Source organism: Myceligenerans salitolerans (assembly GCF_017349295.1).
GTDB lineage: Bacteria > Actinomycetota > Actinomycetes > Actinomycetales > Cellulomonadaceae > Myceligenerans > Myceligenerans salitolerans.
On record NZ_JAFMPK010000020.1, the window covers coordinates 22679 to 47966 of the forward strand.

At 71.7% G+C, this 25288-nt stretch carries 19 protein-coding genes; 11 read left to right on the plus strand and 8 right to left on the minus strand.

Features of this window, described 5'->3' with window-relative positions:
- Nucleotides 1-18 precede the first annotated feature (18 nt).
- From J0911_RS03120 to J0911_RS03130, 3 genes are all read right to left on the minus strand, one after another.
- Nucleotides 19-2424 carry a metallophosphoesterase gene (locus J0911_RS03120; protein ID WP_207274009.1) on the minus strand — a complete coding sequence of 802 codons (2406 nt, stop codon included), beginning with the start codon at nucleotides 2422-2424 and terminating at the stop codon, nucleotides 19-21.
- Nucleotides 2425-2543: 119 nt separating this feature from the next.
- The gene (locus tag J0911_RS03125) at nucleotides 2544-3980 is read right to left on the minus strand and encodes an MDR family MFS transporter (RefSeq protein ID WP_207274010.1); all 1437 of its coding nucleotides are present in this window, start codon (nucleotides 3978-3980) and stop codon (nucleotides 2544-2546) included.
- Nucleotides 3981-4087: 107 nt separating this feature from the next.
- Nucleotides 4088-5437: an FAD-binding oxidoreductase gene (locus tag J0911_RS03130; RefSeq protein WP_207274011.1), complete on the minus strand. Its 1350-nt coding sequence runs from the start codon at nucleotides 5435-5437 to the stop codon at nucleotides 4088-4090.
- Nucleotides 5438-5525: 88 nt separating this feature from the next.
- Here J0911_RS03130 and J0911_RS03135 point away from each other — a divergent pair, with 88 nt between their 5' ends.
- From J0911_RS03135 to J0911_RS03150, 4 genes are all read left to right on the plus strand, one after another.
- Nucleotides 5526-6050, plus strand: coding sequence for a MarR family winged helix-turn-helix transcriptional regulator (locus J0911_RS03135; protein WP_207274012.1), 525 nt, complete (start codon nucleotides 5526-5528; stop codon nucleotides 6048-6050).
- 80 nt (nucleotides 6051-6130) lie between these two features.
- Nucleotides 6131-7216 carry a lytic polysaccharide monooxygenase auxiliary activity family 9 protein gene (locus tag J0911_RS03140; protein WP_207274013.1) on the plus strand — a complete coding sequence of 362 codons (1086 nt, stop codon included), beginning with the start codon at nucleotides 6131-6133 and terminating at the stop codon, nucleotides 7214-7216.
- A gap of 186 nt (nucleotides 7217-7402) precedes the next feature.
- Complete coding sequence (locus J0911_RS03145) at nucleotides 7403-8011, plus strand: TetR/AcrR family transcriptional regulator (protein WP_207274014.1); 609 nt, start codon at nucleotides 7403-7405, stop codon at nucleotides 8009-8011.
- Nucleotides 8008-9174 carry an FAD-dependent monooxygenase gene (locus J0911_RS03150; protein WP_207274015.1) on the plus strand — a complete coding sequence of 389 codons (1167 nt, stop codon included), beginning with the start codon at nucleotides 8008-8010 and terminating at the stop codon, nucleotides 9172-9174. The genes J0911_RS03145 and J0911_RS03150 overlap by 4 nt, the downstream gene beginning before the upstream one ends.
- A 34-nt stretch (nucleotides 9175-9208) precedes the next feature.
- Here the strand turns inward: J0911_RS03150 and J0911_RS03155 are convergent, their stop codons facing one another.
- Nucleotides 9209-9400, minus strand: a complete 192-nt coding sequence (locus J0911_RS03155) for a DUF4236 domain-containing protein (protein WP_123813808.1) — start codon at nucleotides 9398-9400, stop codon at nucleotides 9209-9211.
- 141 nt (nucleotides 9401-9541) lie between these two features.
- Between J0911_RS03155 and dnaG the strand changes: the two genes are divergently transcribed.
- Nucleotides 9542-11536: a DNA primase gene (gene dnaG, locus J0911_RS03160; protein WP_207274016.1), complete on the plus strand. Its 1995-nt coding sequence runs from the start codon at nucleotides 9542-9544 to the stop codon at nucleotides 11534-11536.
- A gap of 48 nt (nucleotides 11537-11584) precedes the next feature.
- Here dnaG and J0911_RS03165 read toward each other — a convergent pair whose 3' ends face one another.
- From J0911_RS03165 to J0911_RS03175, 3 genes are all read right to left on the minus strand, one after another.
- A complete protein-coding gene (locus J0911_RS03165; protein ID WP_443677259.1) occupies nucleotides 11585-12502 on the minus strand; it encodes a sugar ABC transporter permease in 918 nt (305 codons plus the stop codon).
- A 5-nt stretch (nucleotides 12503-12507) separates the two neighbouring features.
- Complete coding sequence (locus tag J0911_RS03170) at nucleotides 12508-14094, minus strand: ABC transporter permease subunit (RefSeq protein ID WP_207274017.1); 1587 nt, start codon at nucleotides 14092-14094, stop codon at nucleotides 12508-12510.
- Nucleotides 14095-14365: 271 nt separating this feature from the next.
- On the minus strand, nucleotides 14366-15592 hold the full coding sequence (locus tag J0911_RS03175) for a sugar ABC transporter substrate-binding protein (protein WP_207274018.1): 1227 nt from the start codon (nucleotides 15590-15592) through the stop codon (nucleotides 14366-14368).
- Nucleotides 15593-15890: 298 nt separating this feature from the next.
- On the opposite strand from J0911_RS03175, the gene J0911_RS03180 reads away from it, so the two are divergent.
- The 5 genes from J0911_RS03180 (at nucleotide 15891) to J0911_RS03200 (ending at nucleotide 21684) form a co-directional block, all read left to right on the plus strand.
- Nucleotides 15891-16967 carry a LacI family DNA-binding transcriptional regulator gene (locus J0911_RS03180; protein ID WP_207274019.1) on the plus strand — a complete coding sequence of 359 codons (1077 nt, stop codon included), beginning with the start codon at nucleotides 15891-15893 and terminating at the stop codon, nucleotides 16965-16967.
- Between the two features lie 121 nt (nucleotides 16968-17088).
- Nucleotides 17089-18849 carry a glycoside hydrolase family 13 protein gene (locus J0911_RS03185; protein ID WP_207274020.1) on the plus strand — a complete coding sequence of 587 codons (1761 nt, stop codon included), beginning with the start codon at nucleotides 17089-17091 and terminating at the stop codon, nucleotides 18847-18849.
- A 200-nt stretch (nucleotides 18850-19049) separates the two neighbouring features.
- The gene (locus J0911_RS03190) at nucleotides 19050-19700 is read left to right on the plus strand and encodes a hypothetical protein (RefSeq protein ID WP_207274021.1); all 651 of its coding nucleotides are present in this window, start codon (nucleotides 19050-19052) and stop codon (nucleotides 19698-19700) included.
- On the plus strand, nucleotides 19697-21268 hold the full coding sequence (locus tag J0911_RS03195; RefSeq protein ID WP_207274022.1) for an alpha/beta hydrolase family protein: 1572 nt from the start codon (nucleotides 19697-19699) through the stop codon (nucleotides 21266-21268). The genes J0911_RS03190 and J0911_RS03195 overlap by 4 nt, the downstream gene beginning before the upstream one ends.
- Before the next feature lie 2 nt (nucleotides 21269-21270).
- Nucleotides 21271-21684: a hypothetical protein gene (locus tag J0911_RS03200; RefSeq protein WP_207274023.1), complete on the plus strand. Its 414-nt coding sequence runs from the start codon at nucleotides 21271-21273 to the stop codon at nucleotides 21682-21684.
- Nucleotides 21685-21789: 105 nt separating this feature from the next.
- On the opposite strand, the gene J0911_RS03205 is transcribed toward J0911_RS03200, so the two are convergent.
- Nucleotides 21790-23520 (minus strand): carbohydrate-binding module family 20 domain-containing protein, encoded by a 1731-nt coding sequence (locus tag J0911_RS03205; protein WP_207274024.1) that lies wholly within the window; start codon nucleotides 23518-23520, stop codon nucleotides 21790-21792.
- 524 nt (nucleotides 23521-24044) lie between these two features.
- Here J0911_RS03205 and dusB point away from each other — a divergent pair.
- A complete protein-coding gene (gene dusB / locus J0911_RS03210; RefSeq protein ID WP_207274025.1) occupies nucleotides 24045-25262 on the plus strand; it encodes a tRNA dihydrouridine synthase DusB in 1218 nt (405 codons plus the stop codon).
- The last annotated feature ends 26 nt before the right edge of the window (nucleotides 25263-25288 follow it).

Genomic DNA, 25288 nt, shown 5'->3' on the forward strand with positions numbered 1-25288 from the left:
GCCGTACCGCGTGCCGGGTCAGCCACGGTGGCCAGGACGCCGGGTGACGGTGAACGTCGCCTCGACGGGCGCCGACTCGCGGTCGCCCAGGGACTGGGTGGCACGCAGCGTGTGCTCGCCCTTCCGGAGCTGCGGGTGGACGCGGGCGGACCACGTGCCGTCGTCGTCCACGACCGTGGTGATCCGGCGGTTCTCGGGCGGCCAGGGCCGGTGGTCCCGGTCCCGGTGGTCCCGGTCGTCGCGGTGCCCGGCCCAGGGCCAGGTCGGGCGGGTGGGCTCGATCGTGACGTCCACGGTGGCGCCCGGGACGCCGGTGCCGGTCACCTCGCGGAGGTGGCGGACCCGGTCGCCGTCGGACAGGTCGACGGCGAGGCCGCCGAGGTCGGCGCGGCCCGTGAGCCATTCCTCGGGGCCGGTCGGGTGGTCGATGACGCGGGTCTCGCCGACGCAGCCGTGCCAGCCGTTGGTGGCGTGGTCGTCGACCCAGTCGGTGCCGATGAGCCACGGCATGTCCTGCTCGATGCTGTGCCCGAGGGTGTCGCCGGCGTTGCGCAGGACGGGTGCGCCGTCGACGTACATCGTGGTGGTGCTGTCGGCCGGGTCGTTCACCAGCGCGACGTGCACCCAGCGGTCCAGGATGATCTCGCCGGACCAGGCGGTGCGGTCACCCTTGGTGGTCTCGACGGGGACCTCGGTCCACTGGAACTCCTTGAGGTTCGACAGGCCGAGTGCGACGGGTGAGGCCGTGTAGTCCCACCGCGACCAGGGCATGCCGGGCAGCCGGGAGCGGTTGCCGGACCGGACGAGGGCCTTCATCCAGGCGTTGGTGTCCTCGGTGAAGCCGCCGTCGATCTTCAGGAACGTCTCGATCGTGTAGCCGTCGGCGAGGTCGACGTCGTTCACCGGGGCGTCCGCGTCGGTGGCGAGGTAGCTGAGGCGCTGCGCCGTCTTGTCGGAGTCGGCGAAGCAGACGGCCGCGCCGTCGGAGGAGAGCGGGTGGACCTGGTCGTGGGTGACGGTGACGTCCTCGACGTGCGCCGTCGGCGACCCCGACTCGCTGATCGGCACGCGGTGCATGTCGTTGTCGCCGGCGACGTCGGGGACGACGGCGTTCTCGGGCAGGACGCCGTCCAGGGTGCCGAAGCGCCAGTGGGCGAGCGTGCCGTCGACGCGGGGGTAGTCGCCGGTGGAGGCGGGCGGCTGGGTCGTCACCGGGTCGGGGCCGGTGAACCCGTCGAGGAGCAGGTCACGAGCGCGCTGCGTGAGGGACGGCTCGTCGGGCGTGCCGGGGCCGAACTCCGGGGCGAAGCCGCCGAACCGGTCGGAGAAGTCGATGTCGATCGTGAACTGCTGGTTCGGGCCTTCGAGGAACGGCTGGTCGTAGGCGGTGAGGGAGTCCTGCGGCTTCCACGTGACCCAGGGTGAGGCGGTCTGCATGGAGATGCGGTCGTTGGTCAGGTCGAACTCGAGCAGGCCGAGGTAGCCGTTCCCGCCGTCGTACGCCATCTGGTAGTCGATGAGGATCTGGGTGACCTCGTGCCCGGCGTCGTTCAGCCGGGTCTGGCGGGCGGCGCCGTGGAAGTGGCCGTTGAACGTGAGGAAGATCTGGTCGTTCGGGGCGATCAGCTCGTCCCACAGCGTGAGGCCGTACTCGGTGTCCTTGGCCGTGGTGCCGTCGGTGTCGACGTCGATCAGGGAGTGGGTCGTGAGGATGACGGGCAGTGTGGGGTGCCTGTCGATGACCTCGTTCGCCCAGGCGATGGTGGTGTCCGACGCACGCCACGTCATGGCGAGCACGAGGAACTGCTGCCCCTCCGCCTCGAAGACGTGGTACTGGCTGAGCCCGGTCGGGTCGCTGCCGCCGTAGGTCTCGTTGCGGACCGCGCGCTCGGGGCCGAACCAGTCGAGGTACGGCTCGGCGTCGAGGTCGTAGTCCTCGTCGGTGAGCCGGTCGTCGGAGTTCCGGACGTCGTGGTTGCCGGGCAGGATCGAGTAGGGCAGGGACGCCGCCTCGAGGGTGCTCATCGCGGTGTCGGCGACCCGCCACTCGTTCTCGACGCCGGCGCGGTCGACGACGTCGCCCAGGTGCGTCGTGAACGGGATGCGCAGCTCGTCCTGGACGTCGGCCAGCCACTCGGTCTGCACCTGGTAGGGGTCCGAGCCGTAACGGGGCACGAACTGGTCGCCGGAGTAGCGTGAGTAGAACTGCGTGTCCGGGAGGACCGCGAGGGTGAAGCGCGAGGCGGCGTCTTCCGCCGTTCCGCTGACAGCGGTGTCGTCGGCCGCGGCGGCGGCGTCCGCGGCCGCGGGGCCGGTCTGTGCGACGGTCAGCGGGGCGAGGAGGCCGAGCAGGGCGAGTGCGGTACCCGCGGCGCGGCGAGCCGTCCGGCTCGTGCGTGCGGGCACGGTGGGTGTGGGGTGCACGGGTGGTCCAATCTCCGGGTGGTGCGGGCCCGCGTCGGCGGGTCCGTCCCAGACTGGGCCCGCTGCCTGAACCCGCCTCTGCCGGACGATGAACTCGCGGAGAACGCCAGGGAAGGCGCCTACCCCTCGGCCGGCGCCGGCCTGTCCTTCGGCATGAGCGCCACCGCCAGGAGCATGAGTGCCGCGCACGCCGCCGTCGCGATGAAGACCAGGTGCATGGCCTGCGCGAGGCCGGGACCCTCCGGCGTGCCGTCCGGGCCCACCTGGGCGTGCGCGTTGACGATGGCGCCGAAGACCGCCACACCGACGGCGGAGCCGAGGGAACGGGAGAACATGTTGATCCCGGTGACGGCGCCGCGCTCGTGCCACGGCGCACTGGTCTGGGCAGCGATGAGCGTGGGCACGGCGGTGAGCCCCATCCCGGCGCCGATGAAGAACGTGGTGGCGGCCACCTGCCACACGGCCGAGTTCTCGCCCAGGAGGAACACCGCGAGAAGGGACCCGGCGATCACCAGCGTCGAGCCGATCAAGCCCGTGGCCCGGAAGCCGATCCGCAGGTAGAAACTGCCCGACCACGTCGCGGTGAGAGGCCAGCCCAGCATCATCGCGGCGAGGGCGAACCCGGCGACCAGCGGGCCGACGCCGAGCACGCCCTGCGCGTAGATGGGGATGTACGTGGACAGCCCGAGCACGATGACGCCGACCATCAGCGCGGCTCCCGTGGACGATCCGATGACACGGCGGCGCAGTACCCGCAGGTCGAACACGGGGTGGGCGGTACGCAGCGCCCACCAGGCGAATCCGCCCAGCAGTGCGACGGCCAGGGCGAACAGCCCCGCCGTCAGCGCGGGCGGCAGGGACGCACCCTCCAGCAGGCCGAGCAGCAGGGCGGTGCTGCCGGCGGTGAGCAGGACCGCGCCGACGTAGTCGATCGGTTCACGCTCCCCGTCGCGTTCCGACTCGTGGAAGCTGCGCCACAGCATCCCGGCGGCCAGCAGGCACAGCGGGACGTTGATCCAGAAGATCCAGCGCCAGGAGGCGAACTGCGAGAACACGCCGCCGAGGGTGGGGCCCACCACGGAGGACATGGCCCAGACGCTGGCCAGGTAGCCCTGGGTCTTCGCGCGCTCGGCGAGGGTGTACACGTCCGACACGATCGTCATGGACATCGGCATCACGGCACCCGCGCCGAGTCCCTGCACGACACGCCCGACGATGAGCCAGGTCATCGACGGCGCCAGCCCGCACAGCACCGAGCCCAGCAGGAACAGCCCGATGCCGGCGAGCATCACGCGCTTGCGGCCGAGGACGTCGGCCAGGCGCCCGTACACGGGCACGCTCACCGCCTGCGCCAGCATGTAGACGGAGAACACCCACGGCAGCCGCTCGAAGCCCCCGAGCTCGCGGGCGATCGTCTGGGCCGCGGTGGCCAGGATCGTGGCGTCCAGCGCGACGAGCGCTGCCGCGAGCATCAGGGAGCCGAGAATCGGGCCGCGCTCGGAGCGCAGGCCGACACTGCGGCGGGTCACGGGCTGGGCGGGAGCGGCGGAGGTCATGCGGCGGCCTCCGCGCCGACGGCGATCAGGGTGTGCACTCCCCGTACAAGGTTGCCCAGGGCACGTTGTATTCCCGGACGCCGCATACCCGCCGCTCCCACCCCCGGTCAGACGGCTGTCCCGAGCGACCCGTACCGCTCGCGGACGGCCCGCAGCCGCCGGCCGGTCTCCCCCGGGTAGGCCCGCGCGAGGTCCTCCGGGGTCGCACCGCCGAGGAAGTTCACGTAGGCCGGACCCCGGTCCACGGCGACCCGGGCGGCGGTGCCCGAGACCCAGCCGCGCACGCCGGCCTCCTTCCCGGGATCCGGCGTCATCCCCGCGACGGTCGCCATGACCGCCCCGTCACGGTGGGCGAAGGCCGTCTCGCCGGCGCCGACCCGCGCGATCGCCCCACCCATCACCCGCAGGTTGACGACGGCCGGCGGCTGATCGGCGTCGCCCACCGCGTCGATCATCACCGCGGCCGCCTCGGGGCCCGGCACGGGGACGAAGCCGGTCGCGATCGCCCCGCGCAGGCCCGCCACCTCGGGACCGCCGCCCTCGAACATCGCGGGGTACGGCTTGGGCGCGACGAGGTCGACGACCGGCGTGTGCGCTCGCAGCGGGGCCAGCGCGCCGTCGGCCTCCCCCGGCGCGCCCGAGAAGCACACCAGCGCCATGACGACGGGCTTGCCGTGCAGTTCGCCGGGCAGGAAGGGCGCCGGCGGAGCGAGCATCACGTTCACCATGCCGGACAGTTCGTCGGGGCCCGCGGCGACGGCCGCGACCACGTCGGACAGCACGCCGGGCTCCGCGCGCCACGCGAGGAGGCCGCCGACCACCTCGGACGTGGGCGCCAGCCGCAGGTCGAGCCGGGTGACGACGCCGGTCCCCGCACCCCCGCCGCGGAGGGCCCAGAACAGGTCGGGCTCCTCGTCCGGGCCCGCCTCGACGACCTCGCCGTCGGCCAGCACGACCTCGGCGCCGAGCAGGTTGTCGAGGGTCAGCCCGTCGCGGCGGCTGAGGAACCCGATCCCCCCGCCGAGCGTGAGGCCCGCGATCCCGACCGTGCCGGTGTCGCCGAACCCCGTGGCCAGTCCGTGCTCTGCCGCCGCGGCGGTATAGGCGCCGGCGGACGCGCCGCCCTGGGCATGCCCGGTGCGGGCCTCCGTGTCGATGCGGACCTCGTCCATGAGGCGCAGGTCGAGCACCACACCGCCGTCGACCAGCGAGGCACGGGTGTAGGAATGTCCGCCGGAGCGGACGACGAGCGGCAGTCCCGCCTCGCGGGCCGCCCGGACGGCACCGGACACCTCGGCGGTCGTGCGCGGCCGCACGAGCGCCGCGGGCACGCGGGGCGCGCCGGCGAAGACCGGCGCCGCGAGCGCGTCGAAGCCCGACGAGCCCGGGGTGAGCACGCGGTCGCCGAAGGTCTCGGCGAGCGCGGCGAGAGAGGGGTGGAGCGAGGCGATGGACACGGAATCCTCCAGGTCTGGGACACACGTTCGACAAAAGATTAGATCTCGAAGGATTAGAAGGCAAGGGCTTCCTGGCTAGGCTCGGCCCATGAGCGACACGCCCGCCGAACCTGCCGCCGCCGCGCCGGAGCCGGTCCCGCCCCCACGCGGGCAGCGTCCGGTCGCCGTGACCCTGTGGAAGACGGCCCAGCCGCTCATCCGCGGGTTCGACGCGATGCTGCTGGAGCACGGCACCTCGTGGCAGGTGTGGCACATCCTGCTCGCGCTCGGCACGAGCCCGCCCCGCACCCAGCGGGAACTGGCCGGCGCGGTCGGCATCCGCGAGGCGACGCTCACCCACCACCTGCGCGCCATGGAGGACAACGGGCTGATCACCCGAACCCGCGTGCCCGACAACCGGCGGGTGCAGCACGTCGAGGTCACCGACGCCGGCGCCCGCCTCTTCTCGCGGCTCCGCGACGCGGCGGTCGACTTCGACCGCCGGCTCCGCGCGGTCATCGGCACCGAGGACGACGTCGCCCGGTTCCTGGACGTGCTGGCGCGCCTGGCCGCGGCCGCACCGGAGGGCGCTCGCGACATCCTGCCCGAGGACTGGCCCCAGGAGCCGGGCTAAACGGTTCAGCGCCTACCGCGCCCGCACCCCGCCGTCGGACTCTGGGGCGACAACTCGTACCGACGAAGGAGTGGAGACGAGTGACGGCGACAACGAAGAAAGTCACGCGGGTGCGCGCGGTGGTCATGGCCGCGGCGCTCGCACTTCTCGGGGCGCTGCTGGTGGTGGTGGCCGATCCGGCGCCGCCCACGGCGGGCGCGCACGGCACCCCCTTGTTCCCCGAGTCACGGACGTATGCCTGCTATCGCGACGGCATCGACAACGGCGAGGGCGGTGGCCTGAACCCGCAGAACCCGAAGTGCGCCGCGGCGCTGCAGCAGCACGGCAACTACGCGTTCTACAACTGGTTCGGCAATCTCATCTCCGACGCCGGCGACCGGCACCGCGAGATCATTCCGGACGGCAACCTCTGCGGCCCCGGCCCCGACTTCGCGGGCATGCGCCCCGGCGGCACGGACTGGCCGACGACGCAGGTGGCCGCCGGCCAGAACGTCACGTTCCGCTACTCGGCGTGGGCGGCCCATCCCGGGAAGTTCATGCAGTACGTCACCCGGGACGGCTGGGACCCGAGCCAGCCGCTGACGTGGTCCGACCTGGAGCCGGAGCCCTTCGACGTCGCGTACGACCCGCCGACCCAGAGCGGTCCGGAGGGCGCCGAGTACTACTGGAACGCGACCCTGCCCAACAAGCAGGGGCGTCACATCATCTACTCGATCTGGGAGCGCTCGGACAGCCCGGAGGCGTTCTACAGCTGCTCCGACGTCGTCTTCGGCGAGGGCGACGGCGAGCCGGAGCCCACACCCACGCCCACCCCCGACCCGACGCCCACGCCGACCCCCGACCCCACCCAGGAGCCGGGAGGCTGCGAGGTCAGCATCACGTCGGTGAACTCCTGGGACGGCGGCTATCAGGGTGCCGGCGAGGTGACGACGGACACCGCCGTGTCCTCGTGGGACCTCGAGGTCACCTTCCCGGGCGGGGACACCGTCACCCAGTCGTGGAACAGCACGTACGCGCAGACGGGCGCCACGGTGACGTTCTCGAACACCGGGTGGAACGGTTCCGTCCCGGCCGGCGGCAGCGCGACGTTCGGGTACCTGGCGAACGGCGGGCCCTCGACGCCGTCGTCCGCCACTCTCAACGGGGCGGCCTGCTCGATCGGCTGACGCACCGAACGATCGGCTGACGCACCGAGCCCTCCGACGACGCCGGGGCGGCGGGCCACACCGGCCCGCCGCCCCGGCGTTCTCGCGCTCGGTCACTCGCCCTCGTCCGGTGGCCCTTGCGGGACGGACGACGGGCGCGCTATCGTCTTGGTCATTCGCCCAAGTCGATCGCCCAAGGAGGGACCGGTGTCCTCGCCGACCAGTGCCGACCGGGGCCGGGCGGTTCGTGCCCGGCTCCTGACCGCCGCGCGCGAACTCATCGGCGAGATCGGCTGGAGCGCGGTCAGCACCCGGAACCTCGCCCAGCGGGCCGGAGTACGGGCGGGCCTGGTGCACTACCACTTCGAGTCCCTGCCTGCCCTCCTGCGCCAGGCCACGATCGAGGGCATGCGCACCACGCTCGACGAGTCCGCCGCCTGGCTGTCCCGTGCGGACGATCCCGCCGACGGCATCGAGGGGCTCCTCACCGGTCTCGACCGGTACGCGGCGGACGACCCCGAGTCCCTCCTCTTCGTCGAGGCCTACCTCGCCGCGACCCGCGACCCGGTGCTGCACTCGCAGATGGCCGAGCTCATGCTCGCCTTCCGCCGGGACGTCGCCGCCGTGCTGGACCGCGCGGGCCATCCCGCGGCGGAGCCGACCGCCGCCGTCGTCCTCGCGGCGCTGGACGGCTTCATGCTGCACAAGGGCCTCGACCCCGGCCTCTCGGCGGGAACGATCGCGCCCGTCCTGCGGCAGCTCGCCGCGGGCACCGGCCGCCCCGGCGCGGCCACGACGGAAGGAGAGCAAGGATGAAGGCCATCGTGTGCGGGGCCGGCATCGCCGGCCTGTCCGCCGCCCACCGGCTGCACCACCACGGGTGGCAGGTCGTCGTGGTCGACTCGGCGCCGGGGCCCCGCGAGCAGGGCTACATGATCGACTTCTTCGGGCCGGGCTTCCAGGCACTCGGCGCGATGGGGCTCCTCCCGCGGCTGCGCGAGGCGGCCAGCCCCGTCGACGAGTTCCGGTACATCGACTCCCGCGGCCGCACCACGGTCGGGCTGCACTACGACCGGTTCACCCAGGCGCTCGACGGGGAGATCGTGAGCATCATGCGCCCCGCCCTGGAACGCATGCTGCGCGAGACCCTGCCCGGCGCGGTCGAACTGCGCTACGGAACCACAATCGAAGGGATCGGCGACGAGACGGTCGACCTGTCCGACGGCACGGTCGCGGCCGCGGACCTGGTGGTCGGGGCCGACGGCATCCACTCGGCCGTGAGGTCGCTCGTGTTCGGTCCCGGACGCGACGACGTACGCCCGCTCGGGATGCACACCGGCGCCTACGTCTTCCGGGACGCCGAGATGTACCAGGAGGTCCGCCGGCAGTTCGTGCTCACCGAGTCGCTCAACCGCCAGATGGGTTTCTACGGGGTCGGTGACGACCAGGTCGCCGTCTTCGCCGTGCACCGCACCCCCGACCTGGACCTCCCCGCCGACCCGCGTGAGGTCCTGCGGCACGAGTACGCCGGACTCGGGCGTCTGGCAGACCGCGCGCTGGCGCACTGCCCGCCGCCCGGCGAGATCTACTACGACCTCGTCGCGCAGATCGACACGCCTCGGTGGCACTCCGGCCGGGTGGTGCTCGTCGGCGACGCCGCGCACGCGGTGTCCCTGGTGGCGGGCCAGGGCGCCTCGCTCGGCGTCGCGGGAGCATACGTGCTGGCCGAGCGCCTGCACCGGGCAGGCACCGTCGCCGACGGGCTGGCCGACTACGAGCGCCTCTGGCGCCCGATGGCCGGGGGCGTCCAGGCGAACGCCCGGGACCGGGCGGCGGACTGGTTCGTCCCGGCGACGACGGCGAAGCTCCTGCTGCGCCGCTGGGGATTCCGCGCGATGCGGCTGCCGGGCCTCGACAAGATCCTGGTGGGCCCGCTGTTCCCGAAGGAGCACCGCACCGTCGCGGACCTGGTCGCCTGACCCGGCGGGGCCGCACCACCCCGGACCGGGAGCGTCACTTGGAGTTGCTGTACCAGCTCAGGCCGCCAGGGAGGTTGAGCGAGTGCTTCTTCGTGCGTGAGTTCCACGTCCAGAAGCCGAGCTTGATGCTCATCGAGGACAAGCCCTTCTGGGTGATGTTGAACTTCAGCGGCCCCAGCGACAGCCGCTTGCGGTACCGGAGGTTGCCTCCACCGAGCTTGACCATTCTCTCCCTCTCCAGCAAAGAGTCGCGGGCCGGGAGGCCCGCGACCGAACTCTGGGCAAAGAGTATCGAACACGTGTAGTCCGACAAATCCAGGTTTGAAACGCGGCGCGACCGCCGTCGTGCCCGCATAGACTCACCTGCGTGGCGGGGATCATCAGGCGCGAGGACGTGGACGAGGTCCGCGAGCGCGCGCGTATCGACGAGGTGGTCTCGGCCCACGTCACGCTCAAGCCCGCGGGCGTGGGCTCGCTCAAGGGCCTGTGCCCGTTCCACGACGAGCGCTCCCCCAGCTTCAACGTGCGGCCCAGCGTCGGGAGGTACCACTGCTTCGGGTGCGGCGAGGGCGGGGACGTCTTCACCTTCCTCATGAAGATGGACGGCATGGGCTTCGCCGAGGCCGTCGAGCACCTGGCCGCCAAGGTCGGCGTCCAGTTGCGCTACGAGGACGGCGGCCCGGCCCGGCCACGCGAGGAGCCCGGGAAGCGCCAGCGCCTGCTGGACGCGCACCGGGTCGCGCAGGAGTTCTACGCGGAGCAGCTGATGACGCCCGGCGCGGCCCCCGCACGGCGGCTCCTCGCGGAGCGCAGCTTCGAACGCGCCGACGCGGAGCACTTCGGTGTCGGGTTCGCACCCCAGGGGTGGGACAACCTGACACGCCACCTGCAGGGACGCGGCTACACACGGGACGAGCTCCTCGCCGCCGGCCTGGTGAGCCAGGGGCAGCGCGGTGTGTACGACCGCTTCCGCGGGCGCGTCGTCTGGCCCATCCGCGATGTCACCGGAGCGACGATCGGCTTCGGCGCCCGCAAGCTGTTCGACGACGACAACGGACCCAAGTACCTCAACACCCCCGAGACCGCGCTCTACAAGAAGTCGCAGGTCCTGTACGGGATCGACCTGGCCAAGCGGGAGATCGCACAGCGCAAGCAGGTCGTCGTCGTCGAGGGGTACACGGACGTGATGGCGGCCCACCTGTCGGGGGTGACGACGGCGGTCGCGACGTGCGGCACCGCGTTCGGCGCGGAACACGCACGCGTCCTGCGGCGCCTCATGGGCGACACGGCCGCGGGTGGAGGCATGCAACTCCGGTCCGGCACCACGCTCGGCGGCAAGGTCGTCTTCACCTTCGACGGCGACGAGGCCGGGCAGAAGGCCGCGATGCGCGCCTTCGGCGAGGACCAGCGCTTCTACGCGCAGACCTTCGTCGCCGTCGCCGACGACGGGATGGACCCCTGCGACCTGCGCGTGGCCAAGGGCCCCGAGGCGGTCAAGGCCCTGGTGGAGAAGCCCACGCCACTGTTCCAGTTCGTCATCGAGACCGATCTGAAGGAGTTCGATCTCGACACGGCCGAGGGACGCGTCGGAGCGCTGCGCAAGGCCGCGCCCCGCGTCGCCGGGATGCGTGACACCGCCCTGCGGCCCGAGTACGCCCGCATGCTCGCGGGCTGGCTCGGCATGGACGAACGCACGGTCGCGCAGGAGGTGAAGCGGGCGGCGAACACGCCGTCGCAGCGTGCGACGACGTCGGGCCGGCGCGGCGACCTGCCGTCCGGGCGCGGTCGGGCAGGCACCGCCCAGGACGGGCGCCCCGGAGGCGAGGGGGGGCCGGGCACGCCGGGTGGCGGGCCGGCGGCGGCCGTGCCGTCGGGCATCCCCGCGCCGGACCCGCGCGACCCCGTGGCGCGTGCCGAGCGGCTCGCTCTCGCCGTCGTGCTCCAGTACCCGCAGCACGTGCCGGACGCGTTCGACGAGCTGGGGTCCGACGCCTTCCTGACCCCCGCCTGGCGTACGGTCCACGAGTCGGTCGTCGCGGCGGGTGGCGCGGTGACCGGTAAGGCGGTCGGCCCGGCGGCATGGGTCGACGAGGTCCTGGACCGCGCCCCGGAGACGGTCGCCCCGATCGTCACGGAGCTGGCCGTCGTGGACCTTCCCGAGGACCGCGAGGCCGCCGTCCCGGGCTTCGTCGAGGGCGTGATCCGCAGGCTGGTCGACATGGGGCTCAACCGCCGCATCGCCCACGCCCGCAGCCGCCTGCAGCGCCTCGACCCGGCCGCCGACTTCGAGGCGTACCAGGCGGCCTTCGCCGAACTCACGAAGATCGAGGGCGAACGCCGCGCCCTCCGCGAGACGGCTTAGACCTCCGGCCGGGCGAGCTGCACCTGGTCGCCGCCGCCCCCGAGAGCCTCAGCCCTTGACCGAGCCCGCCGTGAGCCCGCCCACGATGTACTTCTGAAGGAGCAGGAACAGCACCACCACGGGAACCGCCGCCAGCACCGCACCCGCCGAGAACAACCCCCAGGGAGCGTTGCGCTCGTCCGACGCCCACTGGTAGAGGCCGACGGCGAGCGTCAGCCGGTCCGGGCTCTGCAGCACCGTCTTCGCGATGATGAACTCGCCGAACGTCCCGATGAAGCTGAGCAGTCCCACCACGGCGAGGATCGGGGACACGAGCCGCAGGATGATGGTCCAGAAGATCTGGGCATGGCCCGCCCCGTCGATCTTCGCGGCCTCGTCGATCTCACGCGGCACGGTGTTGAAGAACCCGTACATGAGGAACGTGTTGACCCCCAGCGCGCCGCCCAGGTACACCGCGATGAGAGCGAGCGTCGAGTTGGTGCCCAGCACGGGGATCACGTCTCCGATGGTGAGGAGCACCAGGAAGATCGCCACGACCGCCAGCATCTGCGGAAACATCTGCACGAGCAGCAGGGTGGTCAGGGCCGCACGGCGCCCCGAGAAGCGGAAGCGGCTGAACGCGTACGCCGCGGCACCGCCCATCAGCACCGTCCCGATCGCCGTCGTCGTGGCGATGACGAACGAGTTGACGAACCAGCGCCAGTAGCGCGACTCGAACAGCTCCGCGTAGTTGTTCAGGCCCACCTCGCTGAACAGGCGGTTCGACCCGGTGAACGTCCCCGACGGGTTGAGCGAGGCCGAGATCACGTACAGCAGCGGGACCACGCAGATCACGACCATCACGATCCCGACCACGTGCCGCCAGCCCACCTCGGTCCACCAGCGCACGCCACGCGGGCCGGCGTCGCGCCGGATCCTGTACCGGTCCGGACGGGGCACGGACTCGCGGGGCGCGGTCTTGGTCACGGCACTCACAGTTCCTCCAGGGTCCGGGTGCGGCGGAAGCCGAGCCAGGAGATGAGGCCGACGATCACGAAGATCAGCAGCGACACCGCGCTGGCGAGTCCGTACTGCTTGACGCCCGAGTCGAACGCCACGGAGTACACCATCGAGATGAGGATGTCCGTGTGCCCCACGAGCACCGGCGCGCCCTCGAAGTGCGGCCCGCCGCCGGTCAGCATGTAGATCAGCGCGAAGTTGTTGAAGTTGAACGCGAACGCCGAGATGAGCAGCGGTGCCGTGGACACCATGAGCAGCGGCAGCACGATCGAGCGGATGGCCCGCCACCGGCTCGCGCCGTCCACCCGCGCGGACTCGAGCACGTCACCCGGGATCGACTGCAACGCGCCGGTCGTGACGAGGAACATGTACGGGAACCCCAGCCACAGGTTCACCGCCAGCACCGAGAACTTGGCGAGCCACGGATCCGTGAGCCACGGGATCTCCGCCCCGCCGAGCAGGACCTCGTTGATCCAGCCGAACTTCTCGTTGAGCATGCCCCGCCACACGAGGGTCGCGAGGAAGGCGGGAAAGGCGTACGGCAGGATCAGCAGCGACCGGTAGACCTTGCGGCCCCTGACCCGCGGATCGTTGAACACCATCGCGAGGAAAAGCCCCAGCGCGAAGGTGGTGACCACCGACAGGCCGGCGAACACGAAGGTCCACACCAGCACCTGGAAGAACGGTCCGGCCAGGCGGTCCTCGGTGAAGATGGCGGTGAAGTTCTCGAAGCCCACACCGACCCGCCAGCCCGGGGTGAGCTCCTCCCCGTCCGCCGACACGAAGGAGCCGTGGTCGTTCGGCGTATAGGTCACGCCCGTGGTGGTGTTCGTGAAGGTGTCGGTGGCGGCGTCGTACACGAGCACCGGCGCGGCGACGAACCCGAGCGCGCCGTCCTGGGTGCGCAGACCGCCGGCGGCCGGGTCGCCGGAGAACGGGACGCGCAGGTCGGTGATCTCGGCCGAACGCGAGACGAGCTCGGCGAACTCGAGTGCGGTCCAGCCGTCGACGGCGGTGACGCGAGCGCCGTCGTCGGACCCGGCGGCGGGCTCCAGCGGCGTCTCGGCGTCGCCGACGACGATCTCACCGTCGCGCAGGATCGCGAACCCGAGCTCGCCGTCGCGTTCCACCACCGTGAGCGGGAACGTCTCCGAGCCCTCCACGCGCCGCTCGTTCTGCATCGAGATAGCAGCGATCGCGTCCACCTTCGTGGAGTTGTGGCCGTCGCCGTAGTTGGTGAACGCCACGTACGCCGTGTACAGCATGACGAACAGCTGGAACGCCAGCAGCAGCACCAGGCCGGGATACAGGTACTTCGCCGGGAGCATGCGGCGGGAGAAGTACACCCAGTCCGCGGCGGCCACGGCGAGCGCCAGGAACGCCGCCACGCCCCACGAACCCACCATGACGGCGGTCCAGACCCCGTACAGGCCCAGGGCGTTCACCGCCGCCATGAGCACGATCTTCACGTACCAGCCGGGCCCCGTGCGGCGGGCGTGGGAGTCGCTCCCTCGTGTGCCGCCCCTCCCGGCCGGGCCTCCGAGCGAAACCTCGGTCATCGTCGCCTCTCCGTCGCCTCCGCGGCAGCGCCCGCCGCGGCCGCCGTGCGGCGGGGGCGAGCGCTACCGCTCATGTCGTGATTCGGGCTGGCCAGCCGCGGGCCTCGTCGAACGGCTTCCTCAGGCTCCGCTTCGGGCGCAAGCCTCGTCCCTCGGCCCGCACCCTCCGCTGCGCCCTTCGTCAGCCGCGGGCCTCGTCCAACGGCTTCCTCAGGCTCCGCTTCGGGCGCAAGCCTCGTCCCTCGGCCCGCACCCTCCGCTGCGCCCTTCGTCAGCCGTTGATGGCGCTCTCGATGTTCTCGACCATCGTGTTCCACGACGCGGCCGGGTCGTCGGCCTTGCCCTGGATGAGCTCGACCTCGGTCACGCCCCAGAACTGCCACACGGAGCCCATCTCGGGGATGGACGGCATCGGCGAGGTTCCGGCGGCCTCGGAGAACTGCCGCATGATCTCGTCGTCGACCTGGCCGGCTGCCTCGGTCGAGGCGGGAGCGCGACCGCCCGCCTCGGCGAGACGCAGCTGCACGTCGGTGGAGCCGAGGTAGTTGGTCACGAAGTCGTTCGCGACGAGCGCGTTCTCGGTCTTGGCGCTGATGAACGCGCCCTGCACGCCGACGAACGGCTCGGCGGGCTCGCCGCCGGCGCTCGGGACGGGGAGCACGGAGATGTTCATGTCGGCCGCGGTGAACTCGGCGGCGTACCAGGGGCCGGTCACCATGTAGGGGGTCTTGCCGTCGAGGAAGAGCTGCTTCGCCTTCTCGCCGTCGATCGCCGGGTCGAGCACGCCCTGGTCGCCGAGCTCGCCGAGGTACTCGGCGAACGCCTCGCCGGCGTCACCGCCGAGCGCGAGCTCGGGGCTGTAGGAGCCGTCCGCGTTCTGCTCGAAGACCGGTGCGCCGAACGACGTCTGCAGCGGGTAGAGGTGGTAGGCATCGCCCTCGTCGCCCTGCTGGATGACGACGGGGTAGTCGGCCCCGGTGTCGTCGTTCTGCGCCACCAGGTCGTCAAAGGTCTCGGGCGTCTCGGAGACCAGGTCGTCGTTGCGGACCAGGGCGATGTTCTCGACCGCGTAGGGCACGCCGTACACGGCGCCGTCGTAGGTGAACGCGGCGAGGGACACGTCGGAGAAGCCGGCGGCCTTGTCGCCAAGCTCGATGGGCTGGACCACACCGTTGGTCACGAACTCACCGGTCCAGTCGTGGGCGCCGACGACGATGTCAGGTCCCTCGCCGGTCGGCACCTGCTGCACGAACTCCTCGCGGATGTCGCCGGACGCCTTCTGCACGACCTCCATCTCGATGCCCCGCTCGTCCGAGTAGTCCTCGGCGAGCTCGGTGAAGATGTCGATCCGGGTCTCGTCGACCCATACCGTCAGGCTGCCCTCCAGCTCGGGCGCCGCGCTCGACTCCTCGGCCGCGGGCTCCTCGCCGCCCGCGCAGGCGGCCAGCGCCAGCGTTGCCGCAACGGCGGTGGCCGCCGTCAGGATGCTCCGTCGCATCGGTACTCCCAGTAGGTTCACGGCCACGACCGGCGCGGTCGCGGACCTGGTTCATGTTCCGACGGCGTGGTGCCCGGCGCGCTCGCGCCCGGTCTCCCACCGACCTCACGGAGGCGGTCGCCCTCGGTTCGACGGAGCTGACGGTAGATGCGTTGCAACGCATTGTGCAAGTTCTTGCGATAAAGTTTCAGCATCGGTGTGCGGACGCCCTGGTCGTGACTCGCGGCGGGTCGCACCCCACCGCCGGACGCGGTCCGGCGGTGGCCGGCGACCAGTTCGACGACGAAACGGCGACACGATGCGGACCACCAGTACGACGACACGCGCGGCGTCACCTAGGCTTCCTCTCGTGCGCACCCGACTCTCCGACCTCGCTGCCCAGGCCGGCGTGTCCACGGCGACGGTCTCCCGCGTGCTGAACGGCAAGCCGGGTGTCGCCGGCGAGACCCGGCAGGCCGTCCTGACTGCCCTCGACGTGCTCGGTTACGAACGGCCGGCGGCCCTGCGCGCACGCCCCGCCGGACTCGTCGGACTCGTGGTGCCGGAGCTGTCCAACCCCGTCTTCCCCGCCTTCGCCCAGGCCATCGAGTCGCAGCTGACCGAGCACGGCTACACGCCGTTGCTGTGCACCCAGTCCCCCGGCGGCACCACCGAGGACGAGTACGTCGAGACGCTCATCGACCATGCCGTGGACGGCATCGTGTTCGCGTCCGGCAAGCACGCCGACATGCGCGCGTCACGGGAGCGGTACCAGCGGCTGCGCGGCCGGGGAATGCCGATCGTGCTGGTGAACGGATACGCCGAGGGGATCGACGCGCCGTTCGTCTCCCCGGACGACGCCGCGAGCATCGAGCTGTCGGTCCGCCACCTGGTCTCCCTGGGGCACCGCAGCATCGGGCTCGCGATCGGGCCGGACCGATTCGTGCCCGCGCGGCGCAAGATCGACGCCTTCTGCGCCGAGCTGGTGGCCCACGGGCTCGCCGGCAGCGCGGAGGAGGTCAAGGAGCGGCACGTCGTCGGCACGCTGTACACGCTGGAAGGCGGCCAGGCGGCCGCGAGCGAGCTCATCGCCGCGGGCCACACCGGGATCGTGACGGGGTCGGACCTGATGGCGCTCGGCGCGATCCGCGCCGCCAGACAGCGTGGCCTGTCGGTACCGGGCGACGTGTCCGTGGTCGGGTACGACGACTCGCCCCTGGTGGCGTTCACCGATCCGCCGCTGACGACGGTACGCCAGCCCGTGGCCGACATGGCCCGCGCGGCCGTCTCGGCCCTGCTCACCGAGATCCACGGGGAGCGTGCGCCGCGCACGGAGCTGCTCTTCACGCCCGAGCTCGTGGTACGCGGGTCGACGGGCGCGGCGCCCCACGCGTAGTCGCGGCCGCTGGTTGTACGCTGCCTGCAAAGTGCTGCAACAATCTTGCAGCGGCGTCGCACCCCGACCGATGCCTCGCCTGCCCGAAAAGACATTCCCGACTTGCAAGGACGACTCATCGATGACCCGCACCGAACTCCCCGCCGCTCCCTCGACGGCGCCCGGCCTGGTCCACGCGCCCGCCCCGGGTACCGAGTGGTGGCGTGACGCCGTCATCTACCAGGTCTACCCACGCTCGTTCGCCGACGGGAACGGCGACGGGATGGGCGATCTGCCCGGCATCACGACCCGGCTCGACCACCTGGCGAAGCTCGGCGTCGACGCGATCTGGCTCAGCCCGTTCTACCGCTCCCCGCAGAAGGACGCGGGGTACGACGTCACCGACTACCGGCAGATCGACCCGCTGTTCGGCACGCTGGACGACTTCGACGCGATGCGCGCCCGCGCGCACGAGCTGGGCCTGCGGGTCATCGTCGACCTGGTGCCGAACCACAGCTCCGACCAGCACGTGTGGTTCCAGGAGGCGCTGGCGTCCCCCGCCGGCTCACGCGCCCGCGAGCGCTACGTCTTCCGCGACGGCAAGGGCCCCGACGGCACCGAGCCGCCGAACAACTGGCAGTCGATCTTCGGCGGGCCCGCGTGGACGCGCCTCGCACCTCGCGACGACGACGGCCCCACCGGTCCCCAGTGGTACCTGCACCTGTTCGACTCCTCGCAGCCGGACCTCAACTGGGAGGACGCCGAGGTCCGGGCCGAGTTCGAGGACGTGCTGCGGTTCTGGCTGGACCGGGGCGTCGACGGCTTCCGTGTCGATGTGGCGCACGGCATGGTCAAGGCGGAGGGACTGCCCGACTGGGGTGGCAAGGTCGCCATGGTCGAGGGCTCGGACGCGGAGGAGCTCGCCGAGGGCACCGGCGCGGCGGGCGGCTCGAACGAGGGCCCGATGTTCGACCAGGACGGCGTGCACGAGATCTACCGTGCCTGGCACAAGGTGCTCGCCGAGTACGACGGCGACCGCTGCCTCGTCGCCGAGGCGTGGGTCAGCCCGATGTCGCGTCTCGCGCGGTACGTGCGCGAGGACGAGATGCAGCAGGCGTTCAACTTCGCGTTCCTCACCACGAAGTGGGACGCCGCCAGGATCCGTGCCGTGGTGACGGAGTCGCTCGAGACCATGGACGCGGTCGGCGCCCCCACGACGTGGGTGTTGTCGAACCACGACGTCGTACGACACGCGTCGCGTCTCGGCCTGGCCGACATGGCCGAGGGCCCGATGAACGGGATCGGCCCGCGTGACCCGCAGCCGGACGCCGAGCTCGGACTGCGGCGTGCCCGCGCCGCCACGCTCCTCATGCTCGGGCTGCCCGGGTCGGCCTACGTCTACCAGGGTGAGGAACTCGGGCTGCCCGACCACACGACGCTGCCCGACGAGGTCCGCCAGGACCCCGCGTTCTTCCGCACCGGAGGTGAGGAGACCGGCCGCGACGGCTGCCGCATCCCGCTGCCCTGGGAAGCGGACCGGCCCGGCCTGGGCTTCGGGTCGTCGCAGGCGACGTGGCTGCCCCAGCCCGACTCCTACCGCGAACTGGCCGCGGACCAGCAGTACGGCGTCGACGGCTCGACGTTCGAGATGTACCGCGCCGCGCTGGGCCTGCGGCGGGCGGAGGGTCTCGGCCGGGGCGGGCTCGCCTGGGTGGCCGGGTACGCGCGGGCGGAGGACGTCGTCGCCTTCCGCGTGGCCGGCGTCGTCGTCGTGACGAACCTCGGCACCACGCCGGTGCCGCTGCCGGAGGACGCCGAGGTCCTGATCGCCTCGGGCCCGCTGACGACGTCGCACGCGGGCACCGCCCTCCCGACGGACACGACGGTCTGGCTGCGCGCCTGACCCAGCCGACGGCGCGGTCCGGATCCGCGCCCGCCTCGCCCGGAAGGCGATGGACCGGACCCGCCGTACGGCGCGCCGCCGTGCCGCCCGGCCGCGCCTGCGCAATGGGGACATCTCCCCGTCGCGATTCGTAGCGTCCGTGCTGGTCACCGGTTACGTTTCGCAGGGAGAACGACGTCCGTCCGACGAGAGGCTCGTAGATGCCCGGCTCCAGGACCCTCCGGGTCGAGACCGCGGAATGGCAGCAACTTCAGCGCGCCGCACGCGCGGGCGCGACGGACGGAGTGGCGGGGATCCTCGCGGACCATCTGGCCGCTCCCGTCAGAGCGCTGCTGGTGACGACGTCCGGGGACCGCGGTGTGCGCTCGCGGCTGACGATGGTCGGCGGGCAGGCCGTGATCGCCGCCCAGCGCATCGCGTCGGTCGAGGGCGAGATCCGGGCCGAGCCGGGTGCACAGTTCACGTTCGCGGGCCCCGACGAGCTGTGGCCGTCGCTCGCCCGGACCCTGCCGGACACGGAGCTGCTGCGCGCGCCGGCCTCGGCCGCCGTCGGGGACGACGAGCCGTTGGCTCCGGGGTTCGAGGAGGCGCAGAAGCTCCTGGGCCGCGAGGAGTGCAACCTGCGCGTGCAGGTCGAGGCCTGGCGCGGGGGCGACGTCCCGGTGATCGTGTGGGGCCGGCTGTGGTCGGTGGCCGACGACCGGCTGATCGACGTGCGCGCCGACGACGGCGACCTGCGGCTCGTCGAGCGACCGGCGGGCTCCGTCGCGAAGGAACTGCGCTGGGCGCTGACCGGAGCAATCAGCGCTACCGCGGGTGCCGCGCCCACCCCTGAGGGGGCGGCCGGGTGAGCGAGCAGCTGTGGGGCCAGGACATCGAGCAGGTCCGGGAGCTGTCCCGGACGTTCGAACGTTCCGCCCAGAACCTGGAATCCTCCCGCCAGCTGATCGACGGCGTCGTGTTCGGCTTCGACGGCTGGGGCCCGAACGTCGAGCAGATGCGCGACCTGTGGTCCGGCGACCTCGCTCCCTCCCTGACCGACGCCGCGGACGCCCTCCGGGACGCGGGCGACAAGGCCGCGCGGAACGCCGACGACCAGCAGGACACCACCGACTCGTACGGTGGCAGCGCCTTCGCGGGTGCGACCGCCGCCGGCTCCGCCCCGGTCGGGAACCCGTTCGCGGGCGTGACCGGCACGATCTCCGGCGAAGCCGACGGCGGCGGCGGGCTGACCGACTGGTTCGGGGACCGCCTCGACGATGCCGGCAACGGGCTCGACTGGCTGGGCGGGCAGGCGTCCGACGGCGCGAACTGGGTGGGCGACCAGGCCGCCGACCTCGGGGACTGGTTCTCCGACACGGCGTCCGACGTCGGCGGCTGGGCGGCGGACACCGGTGCGACGTACGCGGACAGCTTCGGCGATCTCTGGGACACGGGCGGTCAGCTCTGGGACGCCACCGGCGGCTCGGTGCTGGACGGCCGGTGGCCCCGCACCACCGAGGTGGTCGCCTCCAACGTGCTGTTCGCGGGCTCCGTCGTCGATCACCTCGTGACGAACGCGACCTTCGGTCAGGTGGATCTCAACGTCTTCGACGACGGCGAGCCGTACGCGGACCCTCCGCGGCCCGTCGACCTGGAGAGCGACGCCGGCCGGTACCCGCAGAACATCGAGGACGTCATCTGGAGCATCTCGGACGCCTACAGCGCGGGTGACTCGGAGGTCCGCGTGACCACCATCGAAACGCCCGACGGACCGCGTGTCATCGTCAGCGTCCCGGGCACTCAGGAATGGGACCCGAGGACCGGTGACAGCCCGATGGACCTCACGGGAAACCTGGTCACCGCGGGCGGTGGCACGTCGACCATGACGGAGGCCGTCGAACTCGCGATGCAGAACGCGGACATCCCGCCGGGGGCCGAGGTCATGATCGCCGGGCACTCCCAGGGCGGCATGACGGCGGCCGATCTCGCCTCGGATCCCGGCTTCGTGTCCGAGTACAACGTGACGAACCTGATCACGATCGGCTCGCCGATCGACAGCAACCACATCGACCCGGGTGTCAACGTCCTGGAGTTGCAGCACGAGTACGACGTCGTACCCCGCCTCGACATGGGCGACGGCCTCCTGAACCCCCTCGGCCCGCTCCACCCGTCGCTGCCGAGCGGGTACGAGCAAGCCGGACCGAACCACACCGGGGCCACGCTCGAGAACCCGCCCAACCCGTTCGACCTGTTCGGGGGCAACCACTCGCATCAGGAGTACGGGAATTCGCTCCGGGATGCCACCACTCCGGGCGATCCCACGTACAACCCTTCGCTTGCCGCCTACGAACAGGAGCTGCGAAACTCCGGGTTCCTGGGCGAGAACGACGCGTCGAACACGAGCGCCGTCGATATCCACGTCGGGAGGAACCACTGACCATGGCACGACTCGGACGACTGCGCGCTGCGGCGATCCTGGCGGTCGGCGCCGCCCTGACCCTCAGCGGATGCGGCTCGGCGTCGTCGACCGAGGACTGCGAGGAGGCGTTCGAGTCCGCCGCGCTCAGTGTGACGGGCGTCTCCGCGGCAGAGTTCACCTGCACCGAGTCCTTCGGCGATCCGCAGCAGGAGGGCACCGTGACGCTCAGCGCGGGAACCGAGGAGGAGGCGCTCGGCATCCTCGACGACGTCCTCCAGGCCTACGCGTCGTCGGCAGGTCTCGAGGACGCGATGCTCCCGTACGTCGACTATGCCTCCGAGGACGCGAAGCTCGATGTCCACGCGTCCGACCTCGGCTTCAACGGAAGCCCGAGCATCGGTGTGCTCCGCGACCACTACGGGATCGAACCGTAGCGTCCCGCCGCAGCTCCCGAGCCGGTGGCAGGCGGCGTGCCCGCGTCCATGACGTGCCCGGCGTGGGTGGTCGCTCCACCCACGCCGGCGTGTCGCCCTCCGGCGCTACTTCCAGGCGTCGTTCAGGCCCAGCGATCCGTCCGGCCCCACCGTGGCGGTGCGGTTCGCGCCGCTCTCCCAGGTGACGTTCCCGCTCTCGTCGATCTTCACGTACTTGTACTCGAACGCGGTGCCGGCCGGGAGGTCGACCGTGCCGGTCCATGTCGGGTACGAGGCGGCCGACAGCGCGACGCCGTCGGACGGCGTCCACGACCCGAGCTCCGGCCGGTCGCCCACCAGGTAGACGCTCTGGCCCCAGACGGTCTCGGCGTGCACCGCGACGGAGACGTCGCCGGCATCCGGCGTCGGCGACGGCGCGCTGCCCGACGTCGCACCGATGTGCACCGCGAGCGCACCGTACGCCGGCAGCGTCGCGTCGAGCCGTCCGGCCCCGTCGACGGTCAGGGTGACCGAGCAGTCGGAGGCCGCGACGACGTCGCAGTACGTCCCGGCGGGAAGCGAGGTCTGGTACGTGCGGGTCACGGACGAACCGGTGTTGTTGATGGCGACGTAGCCGCGGTCACCGCGGCCGTACCCGATGTTGTTGCTGCCGTCGTCCCACCAGTTCGTCACGGAGGTGCCGGCCACCTCGTTGTGGAAGCCGACCATGCCCCGGATCTCGGTCCAGCGCTGGGTGCAGGTGAACACGCCGCCGCAGTTCGCATCCGGCACGGAGGTGTCCGTGGATCCGGGCACGCCGGCGTCGTGGCCGGAGAACTCGTAGCCCGAGTAGACGGTGGGCGAGCCGTACGGCCAGGACAGCATGAACGTGTTGGCCAGCACGTACTTGGCCCCCCACGTGTAGTTCATCGTCTCGCCGTTGCGCTCGGTGTCGTGGTTGTCGACGAAGACGCTCGCGACGTCGCTCGGCAGCTTGTCGTCGCCGATGTAGCGCAGGTTCTTGATCTGGCCGTCGAAGTCGTTCCTGAGCTGGCGGCCGTAGTCGAACTCGTGCACGTCGCCGTTGCCCGTGTACTCGGACGGCTGGATCGGTTCGCCGGCGGCGCCGATGACCTCCTGGACCCAGAACGCGCCCGAGCTCTGCGCCTTGATCGCGGCGAGATCCTCCGCGGGCATGTGCTTGGCCGCGTCGATGCGGAAGCCGGCGACGCCGAGCGACGTCAGGTCGTTGAGGTAGTCCGCGAGCCGGCCGCGCACGTAGTCGGAGCCGGTACGCAGGTCCTGGAGGCTGACCAGGCGGCAGTTCTGGACCTCCCAGCGGTTGCCGTAGTCGCTGATGTCCGTCCTGCAGTCGTTGAAGTCGTTGCCGCCGTAGATGCCGGGGAAGGAGTCCTGGCCGTAGGTGCTGCCCGCGACCCCCGACCCGGAGTCCGCGGCCATGTGGTTGACGACGGCGTCCGCGATGACGCCGACACCGGCCGCGTCGCACGCGTCCACCATCGCGGCGAACTCGGCACGGGTGCCGAGCTTGGACTCGATCTGGTAGGAGACCGGCTGGTAGGACGTCCACCACTGGGTGCCGGTGACGTGCTCGTTGGGTGGCGACACCTGCACGTAGCCGAAGCCCGCGGGACCGATGGTGCTGGTGCACTCCGAGGCCACCGAGTTCCACGTCCACTGGAAGAGGTTGAGGATCACGTCCCTGTCGCCACGCGGGGGTGTGCTGGCGGCCGCGTCCTTTGAGGTGGTGGCCGTCATGAGGCCGAGTGCCACCATGGTGGCGAAGGCCGCGAGAAGTGCTGTGAGCAGGGCGAACAACGGTGTTCGGCGCGTCATTGCGTCTCCCGGGGTTGTACTGACTGGATGCGCAGCAACCGTGCTGCAAGATTTTCCGAACTTCGTTGCAAGACGATACAGACTGCCCTGCCGAAAGAAAACCCCACGCTCCTCCTCCCGCCTCCCGCCTCCTGCCTCCCGCCTCCCGCCTCCCGCCTCCCGCCTCCCGCCTCCCGCCTCCCGCGATGCTCCCCGACGCCTCGGCGTCGACCACGCCAATTCCGACGCTGCCGACCACGCCATCTCGGGGGCATGGTTGCGCTCCCACCACCCAGAGATGGCGTGGTCGTCCAGAGATGGCGTGGTCGCGCGCGGTCGGCGTGGTCGCGCGCGGTCGACGTGGTGGTGCACGGCTGGCGTGCTCGTCCAGAGATGGCGTCGTCGCGCACGCCCGGCGTGGTCGCGCACGCCCGGCGTGGTCGCGCACGCCCGGCGTGGTCGCGCACGCCCGGCGTGGTCGCGTACAGATGGCGTGGTCGCGCGCGGCCGGCGGTGGTGTCGGGGTCACGGGTGGGTTTGGGACAATGGGGCGCGTGACTTCCCTTCTCGACCGCGCCGACACGCCCGCACCGGCACCCGTCCTGCCTCCCCTGCGGATCGGGCCGATCACCGTGGCGACGCCCGTGGTGCTCGCCCCCATGGCGGGCGTGACCAACCGGGCCTTTCGCACGCTGTGCCGCGAGGCCGGGCGGAGCACGGGCTTCGACCCGGGCCTGTACGTCGCGGAAATGGTCACCTCGCGCGCGCTCGTGGAGCGCAACGAGGCCGCGCTGCGCATCGTCACCTTCGGTGGGGACGAGTCACCCCGGTCCGCCCAGGTGTACGGCGTCGACCCGGCGACGGTCGCCGCGGCGGTCCGGATCATCGCCGCCGAGGACCGTGCCGACCACGTCGATCTGAACTTCGGCTGCCCCGTACCCAAGGTGACGCGCAAGGGCGGGGGCGCCGCCCTGCCGTGGAAACGCCGGCTCTTCACCGACATCGTGCGCGCGGCCGTCGACGCCGCGGAGCCGTACGGCGTGCCGGTGACGATCAAGATGCGCAAGGGCATCGACGACGACCATCTCACCTACCTCGAGGCCGGGCGTATCGCCGAGGGCCTCGGTGTCGCCGCCGTGGCACTGCACGCCCGCACCGCGGCGCAGCACTACTCCGGTGTCGCGGACTGGGAGTCGATCGCCCGGCTCAAGGAGGCGGTCCGCACGGTGCCGGTGCTGGGCAACGGTGACATCTGGTCCGCCGAGGACGCTCTCGACATGGTTCGCCGCACAGGAGCCGACGGCGTCGTCGTGGGCCGCGGCTGCCAGGGGCGCCCCTGGCTGTTCGCCGACCTGGCCGCCGCCTTCAACGGTTCGGACGCCCGCGTGCGGCCGGGCCTGCGTGAGGTGGCCGACGTGCTCTACCGCCACGGCGAGCTGATGATCGACTACTACGACGGCGACGAGCATCGCGGCGTCCGCGACCTGCGCAAGCACATGGCCTGGTATCTCAAGGGCTACGCCGTGGGCGGCGAGACCCGGCACGCCCTCGCCCGCGTCTCCTCCCTGGTGGAGCTCCGCGAGCTGCTCGACGGCCTGGACCTGACGATCGGCTACCCGGGCAGCGATGCCGAAGGCCAGCGCGGCCGCGCCGGCTCGCCGAAGACGCCGCACCTCCCCTACGGCTGGCTCGACTCACGCGACCTCGACACGGAGTTCGAGGCCAAGCTCCGGGAAGCCGAGCTGAGCGTCAGCGGCGGGTGACCGGGCCGGTCCCGCACGTCCGCACC

Excerpts from the sequence above, each read along its gene's own strand:
- J0911_RS03185 (WP_207274020.1), top strand. The coding sequence starts at position 17,089 with ATGACCCGCACCGAACTCCCCGCCGCTCCCTCGACGGCGCCCGGCCTG.
- J0911_RS03135 (WP_207274012.1), top strand. The coding sequence starts at position 5,526 with ATGAGCGACACGCCCGCCGAACCTGCCGCCGCCGCGCCGGAGCCGGTC.
- J0911_RS03175 (WP_207274018.1), bottom strand. The coding sequence starts at position 15,592 with ATGCGACGGAGCATCCTGACGGCGGCCACCGCCGTTGCGGCAACGCTG.
- J0911_RS03155 (WP_123813808.1), bottom strand. The coding sequence starts at position 9,400 with ATGGTCAAGCTCGGTGGAGGCAACCTCCGGTACCGCAAGCGGCTGTCG.
- J0911_RS03200 (WP_207274023.1), top strand. The coding sequence starts at position 21,271 with ATGGCACGACTCGGACGACTGCGCGCTGCGGCGATCCTGGCGGTCGGC.
- J0911_RS03190 (WP_207274021.1), top strand. The coding sequence starts at position 19,050 with ATGCCCGGCTCCAGGACCCTCCGGGTCGAGACCGCGGAATGGCAGCAA.
- J0911_RS03205 (WP_207274024.1), bottom strand. The coding sequence starts at position 23,520 with ATGACGCGCCGAACACCGTTGTTCGCCCTGCTCACAGCACTTCTCGCG.
- dusB (WP_207274025.1), top strand. The coding sequence starts at position 24,045 with ATGGGGCGCGTGACTTCCCTTCTCGACCGCGCCGACACGCCCGCACCG.
- J0911_RS03180 (WP_207274019.1), top strand. The coding sequence starts at position 15,891 with ATGCGGACCACCAGTACGACGACACGCGCGGCGTCACCTAGGCTTCCT.
- J0911_RS03170 (WP_207274017.1), bottom strand. The coding sequence starts at position 14,094 with ATGACCGAGGTTTCGCTCGGAGGCCCGGCCGGGAGGGGCGGCACACGA.
- J0911_RS03125 (WP_207274010.1), bottom strand. The coding sequence starts at position 3,980 with ATGACCTCCGCCGCTCCCGCCCAGCCCGTGACCCGCCGCAGTGTCGGC.
- J0911_RS03150 (WP_207274015.1), top strand. The coding sequence starts at position 8,008 with ATGAAGGCCATCGTGTGCGGGGCCGGCATCGCCGGCCTGTCCGCCGCC.